This is a genomic window from Nocardioides zeae (assembly GCF_010686755.1).
GTDB lineage: Bacteria > Actinomycetota > Actinomycetes > Propionibacteriales > Nocardioidaceae > Nocardioides > Nocardioides zeae.
This window is the reverse complement of sequence record NZ_JAAGXA010000004.1, coordinates 250,645-265,227: the sequence shown is the minus strand read 5'-3', so window position 1 is coordinate 265,227 and position 14,583 is coordinate 250,645. Positions and strand designations below refer to the sequence as shown.

The 14,583-nt window shown below is 75.8% G+C and carries 9 protein-coding genes; 3 read left to right on the top strand and 6 right to left on the bottom strand.

What is annotated here, in order from left to right; translation table 11 throughout:
* The first annotated feature begins 34 nt into the window (after positions 1–34).
* The 3 genes from G3T38_RS07870 to G3T38_RS07860 are packed head-to-tail and all read left to right on the top strand — an operon-like array spanning position 35 to position 2,969.
* Positions 35–1,000 (top strand): glucosyl-3-phosphoglycerate synthase, encoded by a 966-nt coding sequence (locus tag G3T38_RS07870; RefSeq protein ID WP_163771639.1) that lies wholly within the window; start codon positions 35–37, stop codon positions 998–1,000.
* Positions 997–1,860, top strand: coding sequence for a dihydropteroate synthase (gene folP / locus G3T38_RS07865; RefSeq protein ID WP_163771638.1), 864 nt, complete (start codon positions 997–999; stop codon positions 1,858–1,860). The genes G3T38_RS07870 and folP overlap by 4 nt, the downstream gene beginning before the upstream one ends.
* A 47-nt stretch (positions 1,861–1,907) precedes the next feature.
* Positions 1,908–2,969, top strand: a complete 1,062-nt coding sequence (locus G3T38_RS07860) for a class I SAM-dependent methyltransferase (RefSeq protein ID WP_163771637.1) — start codon at positions 1,908–1,910, stop codon at positions 2,967–2,969.
* Between the two features lie 88 nt (positions 2,970–3,057).
* Here G3T38_RS07860 and G3T38_RS07855 read toward each other — a convergent pair whose 3' ends face one another.
* From G3T38_RS07855 to zwf, 6 genes are all read right to left on the bottom strand, one after another.
* Positions 3,058–4,983: a hypothetical protein gene (locus G3T38_RS07855; RefSeq protein ID WP_163771636.1), complete on the bottom strand. Its 1,926-nt coding sequence runs from the start codon at positions 4,981–4,983 to the stop codon at positions 3,058–3,060.
* On the bottom strand, positions 4,980–6,185 hold the full coding sequence (locus G3T38_RS07850) for a VWA domain-containing protein (protein ID WP_338037525.1): 1,206 nt from the start codon (positions 6,183–6,185) through the stop codon (positions 4,980–4,982). Before G3T38_RS07850 ends, G3T38_RS07855 begins: the two co-directional genes overlap by 4 nt.
* Positions 6,182–8,632: a DUF5682 family protein gene (locus G3T38_RS07845; protein WP_163771635.1), complete on the bottom strand. Its 2,451-nt coding sequence runs from the start codon at positions 8,630–8,632 to the stop codon at positions 6,182–6,184. Before G3T38_RS07845 ends, G3T38_RS07850 begins: the two co-directional genes overlap by 4 nt.
* Entirely contained in the window at positions 8,625–9,737 is a 1,113-nt protein-coding gene (locus tag G3T38_RS07840) for an AAA family ATPase (protein ID WP_163771634.1), read from the bottom strand. Before G3T38_RS07840 ends, G3T38_RS07845 begins: the two co-directional genes overlap by 8 nt.
* Positions 9,734–13,009, bottom strand: a complete 3,276-nt coding sequence (locus G3T38_RS07835) for a WGR and DUF4132 domain-containing protein (protein ID WP_163771632.1) — start codon at positions 13,007–13,009, stop codon at positions 9,734–9,736. Before G3T38_RS07835 ends, G3T38_RS07840 begins: the two co-directional genes overlap by 4 nt.
* A 78-nt stretch (positions 13,010–13,087) precedes the next feature.
* Positions 13,088–14,548: a glucose-6-phosphate dehydrogenase gene (zwf, locus tag G3T38_RS07830; RefSeq protein WP_163771631.1), complete on the bottom strand. Its 1,461-nt coding sequence runs from the start codon at positions 14,546–14,548 to the stop codon at positions 13,088–13,090.
* Between the last annotated feature and the right edge of the window lie 35 nt (positions 14,549–14,583).

Sequence of the window (14,583 nt, the reverse complement as noted above, 5' to 3'; positions counted from 1 at the left end):
GACCCCGTTCCCGACCCACCTCTAACCTGTCGAGGTGAACGCGCCGCGCCCTGACGACGCCACGTCCGCGTGGTCGGCCCGTCGCACCCACCACTGGCAGGACTGGTCGCTCGACGCCCTCCTCGCCGCGCGCGAGGCGTCCGGCGCGACCGTCAGCCTCGTCGTACCGGCCCGCAACGAGGCCGCCACCGTCGGCGACGTCGTGACCCGCGTGCGCGAGCGGCTCGTCGAGACCGCGCGCCTCCTCGACGAGATCGTCGTCATCGACTCCGACTCCACCGACGGCACGGCGCAGGCAGCGGCCGACGCGGGCGCCGTGGTGCACGCCGCCGCCGACATCCGCCCCGACCTCGGCTGGGCGCCCGGGAAGGGCGAGGCGATGTGGAAGTCGCTCTTCGTGACCCGCGGCGACGTGCTCGTCTTCATGGACGCCGACCTGCGTGAGTGGGACACCCACTTCGTGCCCGGCCTCCTCGGCCCCCTCCTCACCGATCCGACCGTCGGTCTGGTCAAGGGCTTCTACGAGCGGCCGCTCGACGTCGAGGGCGGGGGTCCGTACGACGGGGGGCGGGTCACCGAGCTCGTCGCCCGCCCGCTGATCGCGCTCGCGTTCCCGGAGCTCGCCGGGCTCGTGCAGCCGCTGGCGGGCGAGTGGGCGGTGCGGCGCGACCTGTTCGGCTCGCTGAGCGTCCCGACCGGGTACGCCGTCGAGCTGGCCGCGCTCGTCGACACCCTGCGCGCGCGGGGCGCGGACGCGATCGCCCAGGTCGACCTCGGACGCCGCTCGCACCGCCACCAAGGGCTGGCCGACCTGGGCGCGATGGCGACGCAGATCCTCGCCGCGGTCGCGCGCCGCACGGGCGAGGTCGCCGGCGTCGACACGGTCGGGCTGCGGCAGTTCGTGCGCACCGAGGCCGGCGCCGTACCGCACCTGCGGGCCGTGACCGTGGGCGAGCGCCCACCCCAACGCACGGTCCTGGCACCGGAGGAGACCGCATGACGCTGCGCCTGGGGCGGCACTCGTTCCCCGACGACGCCACGCTGATGATGGCGATCGTCAACCGCACGCCCGACTCGTTCTACGACAAGGGCGCCACCTGGGCGGAGGACAAGGCCTTCGACCGCGTGGCGCAGGTCGTCGACGAGGGCGCGGAGATCGTCGACATCGGCGGCATCAAGGCCGCGCCGGGCGTCGAGATCGACGAGGCGGAGGAGCGGCGCCGCGTGGTGTCGTTCGTGGCGCGGGTGCGCGCGGCGTACCCCGACCTCGTCATCTCCGTCGACACCTGGCGCGCCTCCGTCGGCCGCGCCGTCTGCGCCGAGGGCGCCGACGTGCTCAACGACGCGTGGGGCGGTGCCGACCCCGAGCTCGTCGACGCCGCCGCCGAGCACGACGCCGCGATCATCTGCACCCACACCGGCGGGGTCACGCCGCGCACGCGACCGCACCGGCTGGCGTACGACGACGTGGTCGCCTCCGCGATCGCCGACACCACGGCGTACGCCGAGCGCGCGCTCGCCGCCGGCGTGGCGCGGGAGTCGATCGTGATCGACCCCGCCCACGACTTCGGGAAGAACACGTTCCAGTCGCTGGAGGTGACCCGCCGGCTCGGCGAGATGGTCGCGACGGGCTGGCCGGTGCTCGTCAGCCTCTCCAACAAGGACTTCGTGGGCGAGACCCTCGACCGCGGGGTCGGCGACCGGCTGCTCGGCACGCTGGCCGCCACCGCGATCTGCGCCCAGGCGGGCGCGCGGATCTACCGCGTCCACCAGGTGCCCGAGACCCGTCAGGTGGTCGACATGGCGTGGACCATCGCGGGACGGCGGCCGCCTGCGCGCGCGATCCGCGGACTGGCCTGACGCGCCGCTGCCCCACACCGTCGGCGGGTCTGGATAGATTCCTGACCATGACGTCACGCACGCCGCTGAGCACCCTCCTCCCCCGACGGGGACGTCCCGTCGTCGCCCTGGTCGCCCTCGTCGGGCTCGTGGGGCTGCCGCTGCTCGCGGCGGTGGTGGTCGACCTCGACGGGGCCTGGCTCATCGGGCTGGGTCTCGGCGTGGTGCTGACGGTGCAGGCCGTCCTCCTCGGCGCGCTGCACGGGGTGGTCGGCCGGCTCGCCGTCAACGACCGCCACGTCGGCGCCGGCACCGACACGGTCGTGACGCTGCTCAAGGCCCGCACCGACGGCCTCCGGGAGTCCGTCGAGAAGAACGCGATCCGCACCACCGACCTCGTCCGCGGCGCGGTGTCCGACTCCGCGAAGGCCGAGCGGGCCGAGCTCCACCGCGTCCGGGCGTCGACGCTGGACGAGGTGCAGAAGATGCTGACGGCGGAGAACGTCGGCACCACGCGCCAGACCCAGGCGCTGCTGCAGCTCTTCGACGCGGTGCGCATCGAGCGTCCGCTGCCCGGCCTCAGCGGCTTCGCGGCGTCGCCCGACCTGCTGCTCCACCTGGTGGACCTGCTCCGCACCCGGCGCCCGGCGACGGTGCTCGAGTTCGGCTCCGGCTCGTCGACGCTCCTCATGGGGCTCGTCGCGAAGCAGTACGGGCTGCCGACCCGCATCATCTCCGTCGACCACGACGCCTACTACGGCGGCCAGACGCAGCGCACCCTCGAGGAGGCGGGCGTCGCCGACGTCGCCGAGGTGCGGATCGCGCCGCTCGTCGACTCGCCCGTGCCGGGCCACGAACCGCAGTGGTACGACGCGGCTGCGATCGGCGACCTGCCCCCGATCGACCTCATGATCGTCGACGGCCCGCCGGGATCGGGCGGCCCCGAGGCGCGGTACCCCGCATTCCCGGTCATGCGCGACCGCCTCGCGCCGGGCGCCCTGGTGCTCATGGACGACTACGACCGCTCCGACGAGCGCATCACCGGCGAGCGCTGGGCCGAGTCGGAGCCCGGCGCGACCATCGAGCGCGTCGACCTCTACAAGGGGCTCGGCGTCCTGCGGATGCCCTGAGTCCCATCCCTTCCCCGCCCCCGGGTCGTGGTGCGAGGCCACCACTTTCCGGGGGCCTCACACCACGACCGGTGAGGGCGCGAACGGCCTAGCGCCCCATCTCCAGCAGCACGGCCAGGTCGAGCAGGTCGGCCGGGTCGAGCAGGTCGGCCGGGTCGAGCTCCTCGCCCGCGGCCGCCCGCAGGGCCCCGGCCCAGCGCAGCAGGCCCAGCCTCTCGGCTCGGGCCGCGTGATCGGCCAGGTCGCGGCGCAAGCCCGCCGCACCGCGACGCGCCCCCAGCACCAGCAGGCGTCCCAGCGTCTCGGTGACGTCTCCCGTGAGCCGCTGCCACGGGTCGGTCGACGGCTCGGCCTCCCCCGCCGGAGATCCGCCGGCCCCCTCGGCCCCCTCGGCCCCCTCGGCGAGCGGCACGACGAGCGGCCCGCCCGCCCCGTCGAGCAAGGTGGGCCGGACGACGAGACCCTCGGCGCGACGTACCCACCGGCCCGCCACGGCGGTCGTCGTCCCCGACGCCAACCGCTCCGCCGTCGCCTCGATGCCCGGCCGTGCACGGGCCGACACGGGCAGCTCGATCCGGGCCGTCGCTCCCCGCTCGTCGACGATGGTCGCCGTCAGCCGGGCCTCGAGCAGGTCGTGCACGACGTCCCGCACGGAGGCGACCCGCACGGCGCCGACGCCGGCCGCGGAGCCGCGGGGCGCGAGGGGGCCGGGGACGTCGACCCCCACGGCGACCATGTCGAGGCGGTCGGCGAGCAGCGGCGAGTCGTCGGGCACCGGCCAGGTCCCGCCGCGGCGGACTGCCGGTGAGGCCCGTGGCAGCACGAGCTCCGCGCCCCGGCGTCGGCTGCGCGGGAGGACCGCAGCGGCGGCGGCCCAGTCGGCGTACGTGCTGCCCGACCGCGACCGCGCCCCCAGCCGCCGCGCGGTCACCGGCGTCTCCTCGGTGTCGGTCCCCTCCACCGTCAGCGTGCGCACGGCCCCCGAGCGCACGTCGCCCAGGTAGACCCGCAGCCGACCCCAGCCCCCGACGTGCAGGTGCTCGGCCCCGAGGCCGACGAGACGTTGGGCGCCGACGGTCTGCTCGGCGTCGGGCACGCCGGCGACCAGCGCGGGCGGGACGCCCCCGGGTCGCGCGAGCGCCCGCAGCCGCGACTCCAGCTCGCCCGCGAGACCCACGAGCCGGGCCGGCGACACCTCCGCGTCCCGCGCGGCCTGGTGGGCGAGCTGGGCGACGAGGTCGCGCACGACCGCACCCGGGTGGACGAGGCCGGCGTCCTCCATCCGCGTGGCGAGCCCCACCCCGGCGGCGACGAGCTCCTCCGCCGCACCGAGACCGAGGGTGACGAGCTGCGCCCACCAGTCGCGCCAGGCGTCGGTGAGGGCGCCGGGCGCTGCGGCGGCTCCGCCCCCCTCCGGGTCCACGGCGACGAGACCGTCCCCCGGGCCGTCCGCGGCCCGACCTGCCAGCGCGGCGAGCGCGTGGTCGAGGTGGACGCAACCGGGCTGGCCGCAGTCGCAGCGCGCGAACCGCGGGTCGGCGTCCGCACCGAACCGCACCGTCGCCTCGGCGGGCACGTGGAGCACGACCGTCGTGCGCGCGCCGCGCTGCACCGTGGCGACGAGCCCGTACGCCGCCCGCGCGCGTGCCGCTGCCGCCGCCGTCCGGGCGTCGACCGCTCCCCCGCCGTCCCCCTCCCCGGGTCGTGGTGCCGGGCCGCCACTTTCCGGAGGGCTCACACCACGACCTGCGGCGGTGGAGCGCCACGCCAGCACCGCGCGTACGACGTGGCGACAGCCCCCGCCCGCCGCGCAGTCGCAGCGCCACGAGTCGAAGGGCCCGGCGCCCAGCAGGCACGAGGCGTCGGGCGCGGTCGCCTCGAGCCCCGCGTCGGTCTCCGCGAAGGTCACCTCGACGGTGCCCTGGTCGACCTCCCGCTCCGCGCGACGCACCGTGCCGACGTTGGTGAGGTCGCGCAGCACGTCGGGCGTCAGCCCGCTGAGGTCGGGGATCACCGGCTCACCCCCCGCGCCGGGCCGGCCCCCGGTGACGGAGCGGGCGGCGCCGCCGGCGGCCCCGCCTCGCGCCGACCGTCGACGACCTCCGCGACCCACTGCGCGAGCACGTCGGGCGTCATCGCGCCGACGTGCGCGCCGAGCCGGGCGAGCTCGCGGGCCTCGTCCTCGTGCACGGTGACGGTGCCGTCCTCCTCCAGCGCGGCGAGCGCCAGCACGGTCACGCCGCTCTCGGCGAGCTCCCGCACCGCCGCGCGGAGCACCGCCACGTCGCCGCCCTCGAAGAAGTCGCTGATGACGACCACGATCGCCCGCCGCGGCTCGGTCACGAGCGACGCGCAGTAGCGCACCGCCTTCCCGATGTCCGTCCCCCCGCCGAGCTGCACCCCGAGCAGCACCTCGACCGGGTCGGCCAGCTGGTCGGAGAGGTCGACGACCTCGGTGTCGAACGCGACGAGGTGGGTGCGGATCGACCCCACGCCGTGGAAGATCGCCGCCGTCACGGCCGAGTGGATGACCGAGCCGGCCATCGACCCGGACTGGTCGACCGCGACGATCACCTGCCACCGGTCGACCTGGCGGCGCACGCGGCTGGCGAACAGCGGCCGCTTGATGACGAGCTGCCCGCTGACCGGGTCGACGTTGCGCAGGTTGGCCCGGATGGTGGCCCGGGCGTCGAAGTTGGCGGCCACGCGCTGGCGGCTGGGGCGCCGGGGGTCGCGGACGCCGGTGAACGGGTTGCGCACCGGCGTCGCCAGCCGCTCCACGAGCTCGGCCACGACCTGCGCGACGACCGTGCGGGCCGCGGCGAGCACGTGGGGCGCCATGAGGCTGCGGTTGCGGAGGATCGCCGTCAGCAACGCCTGGCTCGGGGTGACGGCGGCCAACGCCTCGGCGTCGAGCACGAGGTCGTCGACGCCCCGCGTCTCCACCGCCCGCTCGACCAGCCGGTCGGCCACCGAGCGCGGGAACAGCTCCTGCACCTCGTTGATCCAGTCCGTGCTGGTCAGGAAGCCGGAGCCGGTCGAGCCCGCCGTGCGTGACGTGCCCTCCTCCAGGAAGCCGAGCGCGTCGTCGAGGCGGGCGTCCTCGCCGACGGGCCGGCCCAGCGCGTCGTCGGCCGACGGCCCCAGCACCAGCCGCCACCGCCGGGCGACCAGCTCCTCCTCGTCGGGGCTCGGGGCCCCGGGCGGGGCGGTCACCGCGCCGTACCCGCTCGCAGCGGCCCCGTGTGCTCCTCCACGAGCGCCCACAGCGCGTCCTCCCGGGCGAGGAGGGCGGCCAGCTCGTGCTCCGGTACGACGAGGTCACCGCCCACCGGGGAGGAAGCCCCGACGAGCCCGCCCCCCAGGTGCGCCAGCAGCGCGCGACGCTCGCGCGGGAGCAGGCTGGTCGCGGCCCGGCGCAGGTCGGGGAGCGCGCGGCGGAAGTCGTCGGGCGACCAGTGCCGCAGGGCGGCGTCGAGCGGGTCGAAGATCTCCGGCGCCGCGAGGGCGAGGTGGCCGGCGACGGCGAGGAGCCCGGCGTACCACTCCCCCGTCCCCGCCGGGTCCGGCGCGCCCTCGGGACCGACCGCCGCGAGGTCCCGCGGCGCGACCGACGCGAGGAGCCAGCGGGCGCCGGTGAGAGCGCCCAGCGCCTCCGGGGCGTGGCCCGAGCGGGTGCTGCCCCGCGCGAGCTGCTCGGCCACGGCTGCCGCGAGCCGCGGCTCGAGGTCCTGCAGCGCGGGCGACGCGACGACGGCGTCGACGAGTCGGCGCAGGGCGACCGCGAGCTGCTCCGACGGCGCGCCCGGGCCCTGCGGTCCGAGCCGCTCGACCAGCTCGACGCACCGCAGGCCGACGAGGCGCAGCAGTGCCCCGAGGTCGGCGCGGTCGGTCGTGCCGTACCACCGGTCGAACCGGTGCAGCCGCAGCAGCACCCCGAGCGGCTCGACGAGCTCCGGGAGCCGGTCGAGGGCCAGCGTGCCCACCTCGACCTGCTCGCTGAGCCGTCCCGTCAGGTCGGGGAGACCGCACAGCACCGCGTCGAGGAGCGCGCTGGTGAGGGATGCGACGTCGCCCTCCGCGGCCCGGCGCCCGAGCACCGCGAGCACGGCCTGCTCGATGCTCGCGCCCCACCGGCTCGCCAGCACCGCCCGGGCGGTCACCGTCGTGCCGCCCCGCACCCGCCACTCCTGGGTGGAGTCCACCCGCGCACCCACCTGCGTGCCGATCGGCCCCTGCGGGTCGGGACCGCGCACGTCCCGCACGAGCCGTCCCGCCGGGATCTCCAGCACCCGGAGCCGCTGGAGCAGCTGCGCCCGCTCGCGGTCGGCGTCGTCCTCCAGGTCGAGCGTGTGCGTCGTCGGCTGCGGGGTCAGCGGCATCCCCAGCGCCGCGCAGCGCGCCTCCACCTCGACCACGAGCGGCGGCACGTCGGTGCCCGGCGCCAACCGCCCGACCGCGTCGCCGCGCATCAGCTCGCGCACCCGGTTGAGGAGCGGGTGGCCACCGTCGGCACTGGTCGCGGCGTCGGGCGCCACCGTGTCCTTCACCAGCGTCGAGGTGAGCGCGTCGACGAGGTCGTCGCGCCAGGGCCGGGCGTGGCCGCGGAGCGTCGCCAGTCCCAGCATCGCCGCCCGCGCCGCGATCAGGTCGGCCGCCGACAGGGTCGCCCCTGCGTCGCGCAGCGCGGCGACCGCCTCGGTGAGCACGGTGTCCGTCAGCGCCGCGGCCTCCGCGCCGGCCGCCCGGTGCACGCGGTCGTAGTAGCCCGGGCTCGGCTGCCCCGCCAGGTAGCCGCGCTGCTCGTCGAGCGCCGGGTACGACGTCGGCACCAGCGCCTGCCCCGTCTCCAGGTCGGCGGGGGTCGGCGGCGGACCGGCGAGCTCGTCGGCCCGGGGCGCCTCGGCCAGGCGTTCCTGCAGGGCCGCCGTGTGGGCGGCGCCGGTGACGACGAGCAGCACCCCGTCCGGGTGGTCGGCCCGCGCCCGGCGGATCTCCGCGGCCATGTGGGCCTCGCGGGCCTCGTCGAGCGCCCGGTCCGCGAGCGCGCGGGCATCACGGCGGGCGTCGCCGTCCGCGCGGATCCCGGCGCCCAGCAGCGCCGCCCTCCGCAGGTAGGTCGCGGTCCCCAGTTCCGGGTCGATCTCCGCCAGCTCGTCCCAGACCGCCGACATCTCCCGCCGCCCCGTGTACGCCGCGAGCCCGTCGAAGAACGACGCGCTGACCTCGTCGGTGCGGTGCAGGGCCGCGCCCTCGGTGGGGGCCGGGCCCGCGTCGTACCCGCCCTCCTCGACGACCACCTGCGCGTGCCACGGCAGGTCGACGAACCGCACGTCGGCGCCGGAGGCCGCGCCGTCGCGCACCGCGTGCCACTCGGGGCTGAAGACCGCGAACGGGTAGAGCGCGTAGGCCACCTGCGTGCGCTCCGGCGTCTCGCGGCGGAACCAGGTCATGAGCGAGACGGGCGGCGTGTGCGCGAGCAGCAGCTGGTCGATGCGCGTGTAGTCGGCCGGGCCCTCCACGAGCACGGCCACCGGGCGCAGGCGGGCGACGAGGTCGCGGACCGCGCGGGTGGCGGCCGGCGAGTGGTGGCGCACGGGCACCCAGCAGACGCCCTGCGCGTCGACCTCGGCGACCTCCGCGGTCGCCCGGACCTCAGCCATCGAGCAGGCCGCGGGCGGCGTGCAGCTCCTGCCACCGCCCGCCGCGCTCCTTCGCGACCCGCGTCAGGTAGCCCCGCAGACGGGACCGGTCCTCGTCGGAGTCCTTGAGCGCCGTGCCGAGCAGGGCGCCGACGACGTCCTCGCCGCGCGGCGGCGCGGCGGTGAACCACGCCGACGAGAGCCCCGTCGCGACCGCGACGGACACCGCCTCCGCCGTCGACATCGCGGTCGAGAGCTGCTCGACCGGACGGCCGTCCGCGGTGCGCCCGCGCCGCAGCTCCGCGAACATCGTCACCAGCACCTCGGTGAGGTCGCCGGGCAGCGCGGCGGTGATGCCGGCGTCGGCGAGGATCGCGTCGCTCTGGCGCTGCACGAGCTCGGCCTCCCGACGCAGGTCGGCGATGGGGTGGATGGTCTCGAAGCTGAAGCGCCGCTTGAGCGCCGCGCTCATGTCGTTGACGCCCCGGTCGCGCACGTTGGCGGTGGCGATCACCGAGAAGCCGCGGCGGGCGTGGAGCACCCGGTGCTCGTCCTCGAGCTCGGGCACGACGAGCACCCGGTCGGACAGCACGGAGAGCAACGAGTCCTGCGTCTCGATCGGGCAGCGGGTGATCTCCTCGAACCGCACCACCGCGCCGGTGCTCATGCCGCGGTGCACGGGCGCCGGCACGAGCGCGTCGAGGCTGGGCCCGCGCGCCAGCAGGAGGGCGTAGTTCCACGAGTAGGTGATCGCGTCCTCCGTGGTCGACGCCGTGCCCTGCACGGTGAGCGTCGAGTCGCCGGAGACCGCGGCGGCGAGCAGCTCGGAGAGGAACGACTTCGCCGTGCCCGGCTCGCCGACGAGCATGAGGCCGCGGTCGGTGGCGAGCGCGACCACGCACCGCTCGACGAGCGCCCGGTCGCCGACGAACTTGGTCTCCAGCCCGAGCCCGTCGCGCTGGCCCGCGTCGCCGAGCACGAAGTCGACGACGCTGCGCGGGGACAGGCGCCACCCCTCGGGCACACGGGCGCCCGTGCGGCGATCGCGGTCGGCGAGGCGGTCGAGCTCGTCCGCCCAGCGCGTCTCGGCCGACGGGCGCTGGACGCGGGGGGCGGGAATGCTCACGCCTCCATCCTCGCCTCGACCGCGGCGAGCGTGCGGCGCACCTCGGAGACCACCACCGGGTCGGCGGTCGCCCAGTCGAGCCGCGGGTCCTCGCGCTGCCACCAGACGTAGCCCACGCCGCCCTCGACGTACGACAGCGGCACGAGGCTCACGGCGTCCAGCTTCTGCGGACCCGACTCGTGGAGCATCCCGGCCCACAGCCCGTCGGAGATCTCGAGCACTACACCGACCCCGTGGGTCGGCAGTGCCAGGGTGAACACGTGGATGACGCCGGCGTCCTGCGGCTCGCCGCGGCGCCAGCCCGCGCGCTCCAGCGTCGTCGACAGCGCGCCGGGACCGATCCGCCCCGTCGGCAGACCGGCGAGCGAGGGCCCGCTCTGCCCCTCCGGCAGCCCGAACACGGCACGGTCGAGCTGCTCGACGGGCGAGGTCAGCTCGTAGTCGAGCAGGTGCGCACGCCACGCGTCCTTGTCGACCTCGTCGATGGTGAGCGGGTGCGCGAGCGCGATCGTGGCGCCCGCGCCGGGCTCCACGGGGTCCTCCTCGGCCGTCACGTACTCCCGGTCCTCCGTCACCCGCACCAGCCGCTCCGCGCCGTCGGCCTCGACCAGGCGCCACACCAGCGGCCGCACGAGCGCGTTGAGCACCGGGTGCCGCAGCACGTACGCCGCGTGGTCGCCCGCCGACCACACCCGCCCGGTCACCATCGCGCGCTCGAGCCGGGTCGTCTGGATGGAGGCCACGTCGGTGAGCTGCTTGCGCAGCACCGTGAACTCCTTCTTCGTCTCCGCAGCCTTCTCGGCGTCGTCCTTGCTGTTGGGCGCGGGCAACGAGGTGCGGGGCTTCCCGGTCGGCCGACCGTCGTCGCCGAGCGCGTGCACCACCGGCTTGCCGTCGGTGCCGAGCCCGACCCGGAACTGTCGCGGGCCGTAGTCGAGCACCCGCACGCCGCGCTCGTCGAGGCCGGCGTCGGGCACGACCCGGTCCTCGAACTCGTCGACCGTGAGGCCCTGCAGGTCGGCGAGGCGCTGCAACGACTCGTTCGCGGCCTTCTGCACGCCCTTGAACTTCGACTTGCCCGCGATGCCGGAGATGGACTGCATCGCGGCGTTGGTGCCGGTCGCGGCGAGCGCGTCGAGGCCGAGCACGGCCCGCTGGTGCTGGCTCTCGCCGGGCCAGGCCCGCACGAGCGGGGTCAGCTCCGCGACGTACCCCTCCGCCCCCAGGAACCCCGACGCCAGGAACAGCGCCCGCTCGCCCGAGGCCGCGCCGTTGCCGAGGAAGCCCCGCAGCAGGCCGCTGCCCACCGCGTCCCGGGCCGAGGCGCTCATGCGCTCCCGCACCGCTGCGACCAGGGGTCGCGGGGCGAGCGTCGGGTCGCACGCGCTGCGCATGGCCGAGCCCAGCACGGCCGCGGTCGCGGCGGGGTCGAGGCGGGCCTCCCCCTCTGCGTCGGTCACGCGCAGCGGCGGCAGCGCGCCCGTCCACGCCGGGAGCTTCTTCAGCACCTTGATCTTGCTGGGAACGACCTCGGCGGCCTCCTCGGCCGCGACCGCCTCCGTCCACCACGTCGGCATCGCGCCGTCGGCGCCCAGCACCGGCAGCGCAGCGAGCCGCTGCACCTCCTCGGTGACCGCGACCATCGCCGGGTGCCGGGGCGCGAACGAGGGGTCGACGACGAGGATCTCCCGCACGAGCCCGCCGAGCGCCTCCCGCTCGGTGCGGTCCAGCGGACCCTCGTACGCCGCGAGCAACCCCCGGTGCGCCACGAGCCAGTCGCGGGCGACGGTGCCGGCCTTCGACCGCGCGAGGAGCCGCAGCATCCCCGGCACCGCGCCGGGCCCGTCGACGCGCGACGCGAGGCGCTGGGCGAGCGCGACGGCCTCGCCGCCGCGACCCTTGGCGCAGACGACCGCGACCGCGCGCTCGAACATCGGCACGCCGAACAGGCCGATCGCGAGGGCGGACGGTAGCGGGGCGGTGTCCGAGACCTGGAGGCCGTCGCTCTCGGACGCGTCCACCACCCGCTCCCAGAGCGCCCGACGGGCGTCGGCGTCGGGCAGCCGCACGGCGGCGGCGACGAGACGGCCGAGGTGCGCGAGGGAGAGGTAGCCGTCGGACCCGACGGTCGTCCCCGCGACCAGGTCGGTGTGCTCCTCGGGGCTCGCCAGGAGCACGCTGCGCAGCAGCGCGGGCTGCAGGTCCGGGTCGATGAACCGCGGCGTGCCCTCCGCGGCCCAGCGCGCCCGCGTGCGGTCGAGGGCGGCGTCCACCTCGGCCGCGGTCAGGTCGGGGACGAGCGCGCGGAACGCGGGCGCCCACTCGAGGGCGATCCGCGACGTGATCCGCTCGAGCACCGCGGCGCGGCCGTCGGTGACGAGGTCGACCGCGATCTCGGAGACGTCGTCGAGGTTGCAGAACTGGACCCCGCCGGTGAGGTCGGTCAGTCCGGGCGGCAGCGCGGCCGCCGCGTCCAGCACGACCTCGGAGGCCCGCGCCCGGCGCTGCCGCTGGTCGAGGTGGCCGCCGTACTCCTTCAGCTTCCGCCCCTCCACCCGCGCCTGCTGCCACTCGGCGGAGGTCACGGGGCGCCACCGGCCGTCCTCGTGGACCTCGGGCACGTGCTCCCGCATGTAGGTCCGCCACCACCGGGCCGTCAGCTCGCCGGGCACGCCCGCGAACGGCGGGCTCGCGGCCCACTCGTGGCGGCGGTAGTCCGAGGTGTCCGCGACCAGGTGCGCCTCGACCGCGGCCTCGCAGGCGGCGACGACCTCCTGCGGGGAGCCCTCCGGGTCGGCGGCGGGCGCCGCCGGTCCCTCGGGGAGCGCAGCCAGCTCGAGCGGGTGCCACCGGAAGCCGAGGTCCCCGGGCTCGAACGCCTCTGGCTCCGGTACGTCGCGGTGCGTCCCCGGCTGCTCCGCCGGAGTGGAAGCGGGTGCGGGCGTGGGTGCGGGGGCGGGCGGCGGGGCCGGCGCGGGCACCGGCGCGGGCACCGGTGCGGACGCCGGCGCGGGTGCGCTCACGGTCGCGGGTGCGCTCACGGTCGCGGGTGCGGCGCCGGAGCCCGCCTCGACGTACCCCTTCTTGACCTTCGCGGCGACCAGCTTCTCGGCGTCCGTGGCCGCGTCGTCCGGGCTGCCGTGGACCTTCTCCTTGACCTGCCCGTTGGTGCCGTTGCGCCCGTAGTGCACGACGACCCGCGCACCGTCGACACCGACGGACCAGAACTTGTCTGCCGAGCCGTCGACCAGCTCGAACCTGCGCATCTCCATGATGACCCCCACCTCCGGAGCGCTGGCTACCCCCCGCCCGGACGGTTCAATCCCCGCCGAGCCCCCGACACCGGTCGTTCACGCGTCGTCGCGCGTCGTGCGCTCCCGCCACTTCCGCTCGAACGGCAGCCGCCAGGCGCGCGGCGCGATGAGCTGGTGGATCTGGTTCGGACCCCACGTGCCGGGCTCGTAGGGCCGCACCGGCGGCGGGTCCTCCAGCAACGGCGTCGAGATCTCCCAGAGGCGCTCGACGCCCTCGGCCGTCGTGAACAGCGTGTGGTTGCCCTTGGTCGCCTCGAGGATGAGCCGCTCGTAGGCCTCGAGCACGGAGCCGGCCCAGGTCGTGTCCTCCACCGAGAACTGCATCGACACCTTGTCGAGCCGGAAGCCGGGACCGGGCCGCTTGCCGTAGAAGGACAGCGACACCCGGGCCTGGTCCGCCAGGTCGAAGGTCAGGTGGTCGGGACCGTGCTGGCCGATGCCCGAGCCCTCGGGGAACATCGACTTGGGCGGCTCCTTGAACGCGACGGAGATGATCCGCTGGCCCTCGGCGAGCTTCTTGCCGGTGCGCAGGTAGAACGGGACGCCCGCCCAGCGCCAGTTGTCGACGAAGCAGCGCAGCGCGATGAAGGTCTCCGTCTCCGACTCCGGGTCGACGCCGGGCTCCTCGCGGTAGCCCAGGTACTGCCCCCGGACGACGTCCTCCGGGTGGATCGGCAGCATCGACCGGAAGACCTTGAACTTCTCCTCGGTGATCGACTGCGGGTCGAGCGCGGTCGGGGCCTCCATGGCCGTGAACGCGAGCACCTGGAAGAGGTGGGTGACCACCATGTCGCGGTAGGCGCCCGTCGACTCGTAGAACGACGCACGCTGCTCGAGGCCCAGCTTCTCCGGAACGTCGATCTGCACGTGGTCGATCATGTTGCGGTTCCACACGGGCTCGAACAGGCCGTTGGCGAAGCGGAACGCCAGGATGTTGAGCGCCGCCTCCTTGCCGAGGAAGTGGTCGATGCGGAAGACCTGGGACTCGTCGAAGACGGCGTGCACGGCCGCGTTGAGCTGCTTCGCGCTCTCGAGGTCGGTGCCGAACGGCTTTTCCATGATGACGCGCGAGCCCTCGACCAGGTCCGCGTCCCGCAGGGTGTGGATCACGGCCAGCGCGGCCCGCGGCGGCACCGAGAGGTAGTGCAACCGCCGCTGCGGGCCCTCGCACTCGCCCTCGGCCTCCTCGACGGCGGCGCGCAGCGACTCCGCCGTGCCCCCGGGCGCCCAGAAGAGGCGCTGGGCGAAGTCCTTCCACTCGGCCTCGGTGGTGTCGGGGGAGAACTCCCGGATGGCCCGGTGGGCGAACTCGACGAAGGAGTCGCGCGTGTGCTCCTCCAGCGACGTCCCGACGATCTGCACCCGGGGCAGCAGGCCGGAGCGCAGCAGGTGCAGCATCCCGGGCAGCAGCTTGCGCCGCGCGAGGTCGCCGGTCGCGCCGAACAGCACGATCGTGGTCGGGGGTCCGGGCGTGCCCTGGGGATGTGCGCTCGACATGACGTCCAGACTGCCACGCCCGGGCGACAGTTCCG

Coding starts and splice junctions, on each gene's coding strand:
- folP (WP_163771638.1), top strand. CDS start 997: ATGACGCTGCGCCTGGGGCGGCACTCGTTCCCCGACGACGCCACGCTG.
- G3T38_RS07860 (WP_163771637.1), top strand. CDS start 1,908: ATGACGTCACGCACGCCGCTGAGCACCCTCCTCCCCCGACGGGGACGT.
- G3T38_RS07845 (WP_163771635.1), bottom strand. CDS start 8,632: ATGGCTGAGGTCCGGGCGACCGCGGAGGTCGCCGAGGTCGACGCGCAG.
- G3T38_RS07835 (WP_163771632.1), bottom strand. CDS start 13,009: ATGGAGATGCGCAGGTTCGAGCTGGTCGACGGCTCGGCAGACAAGTTC.
- zwf (WP_163771631.1), bottom strand. CDS start 14,548: ATGTCGAGCGCACATCCCCAGGGCACGCCCGGACCCCCGACCACGATC.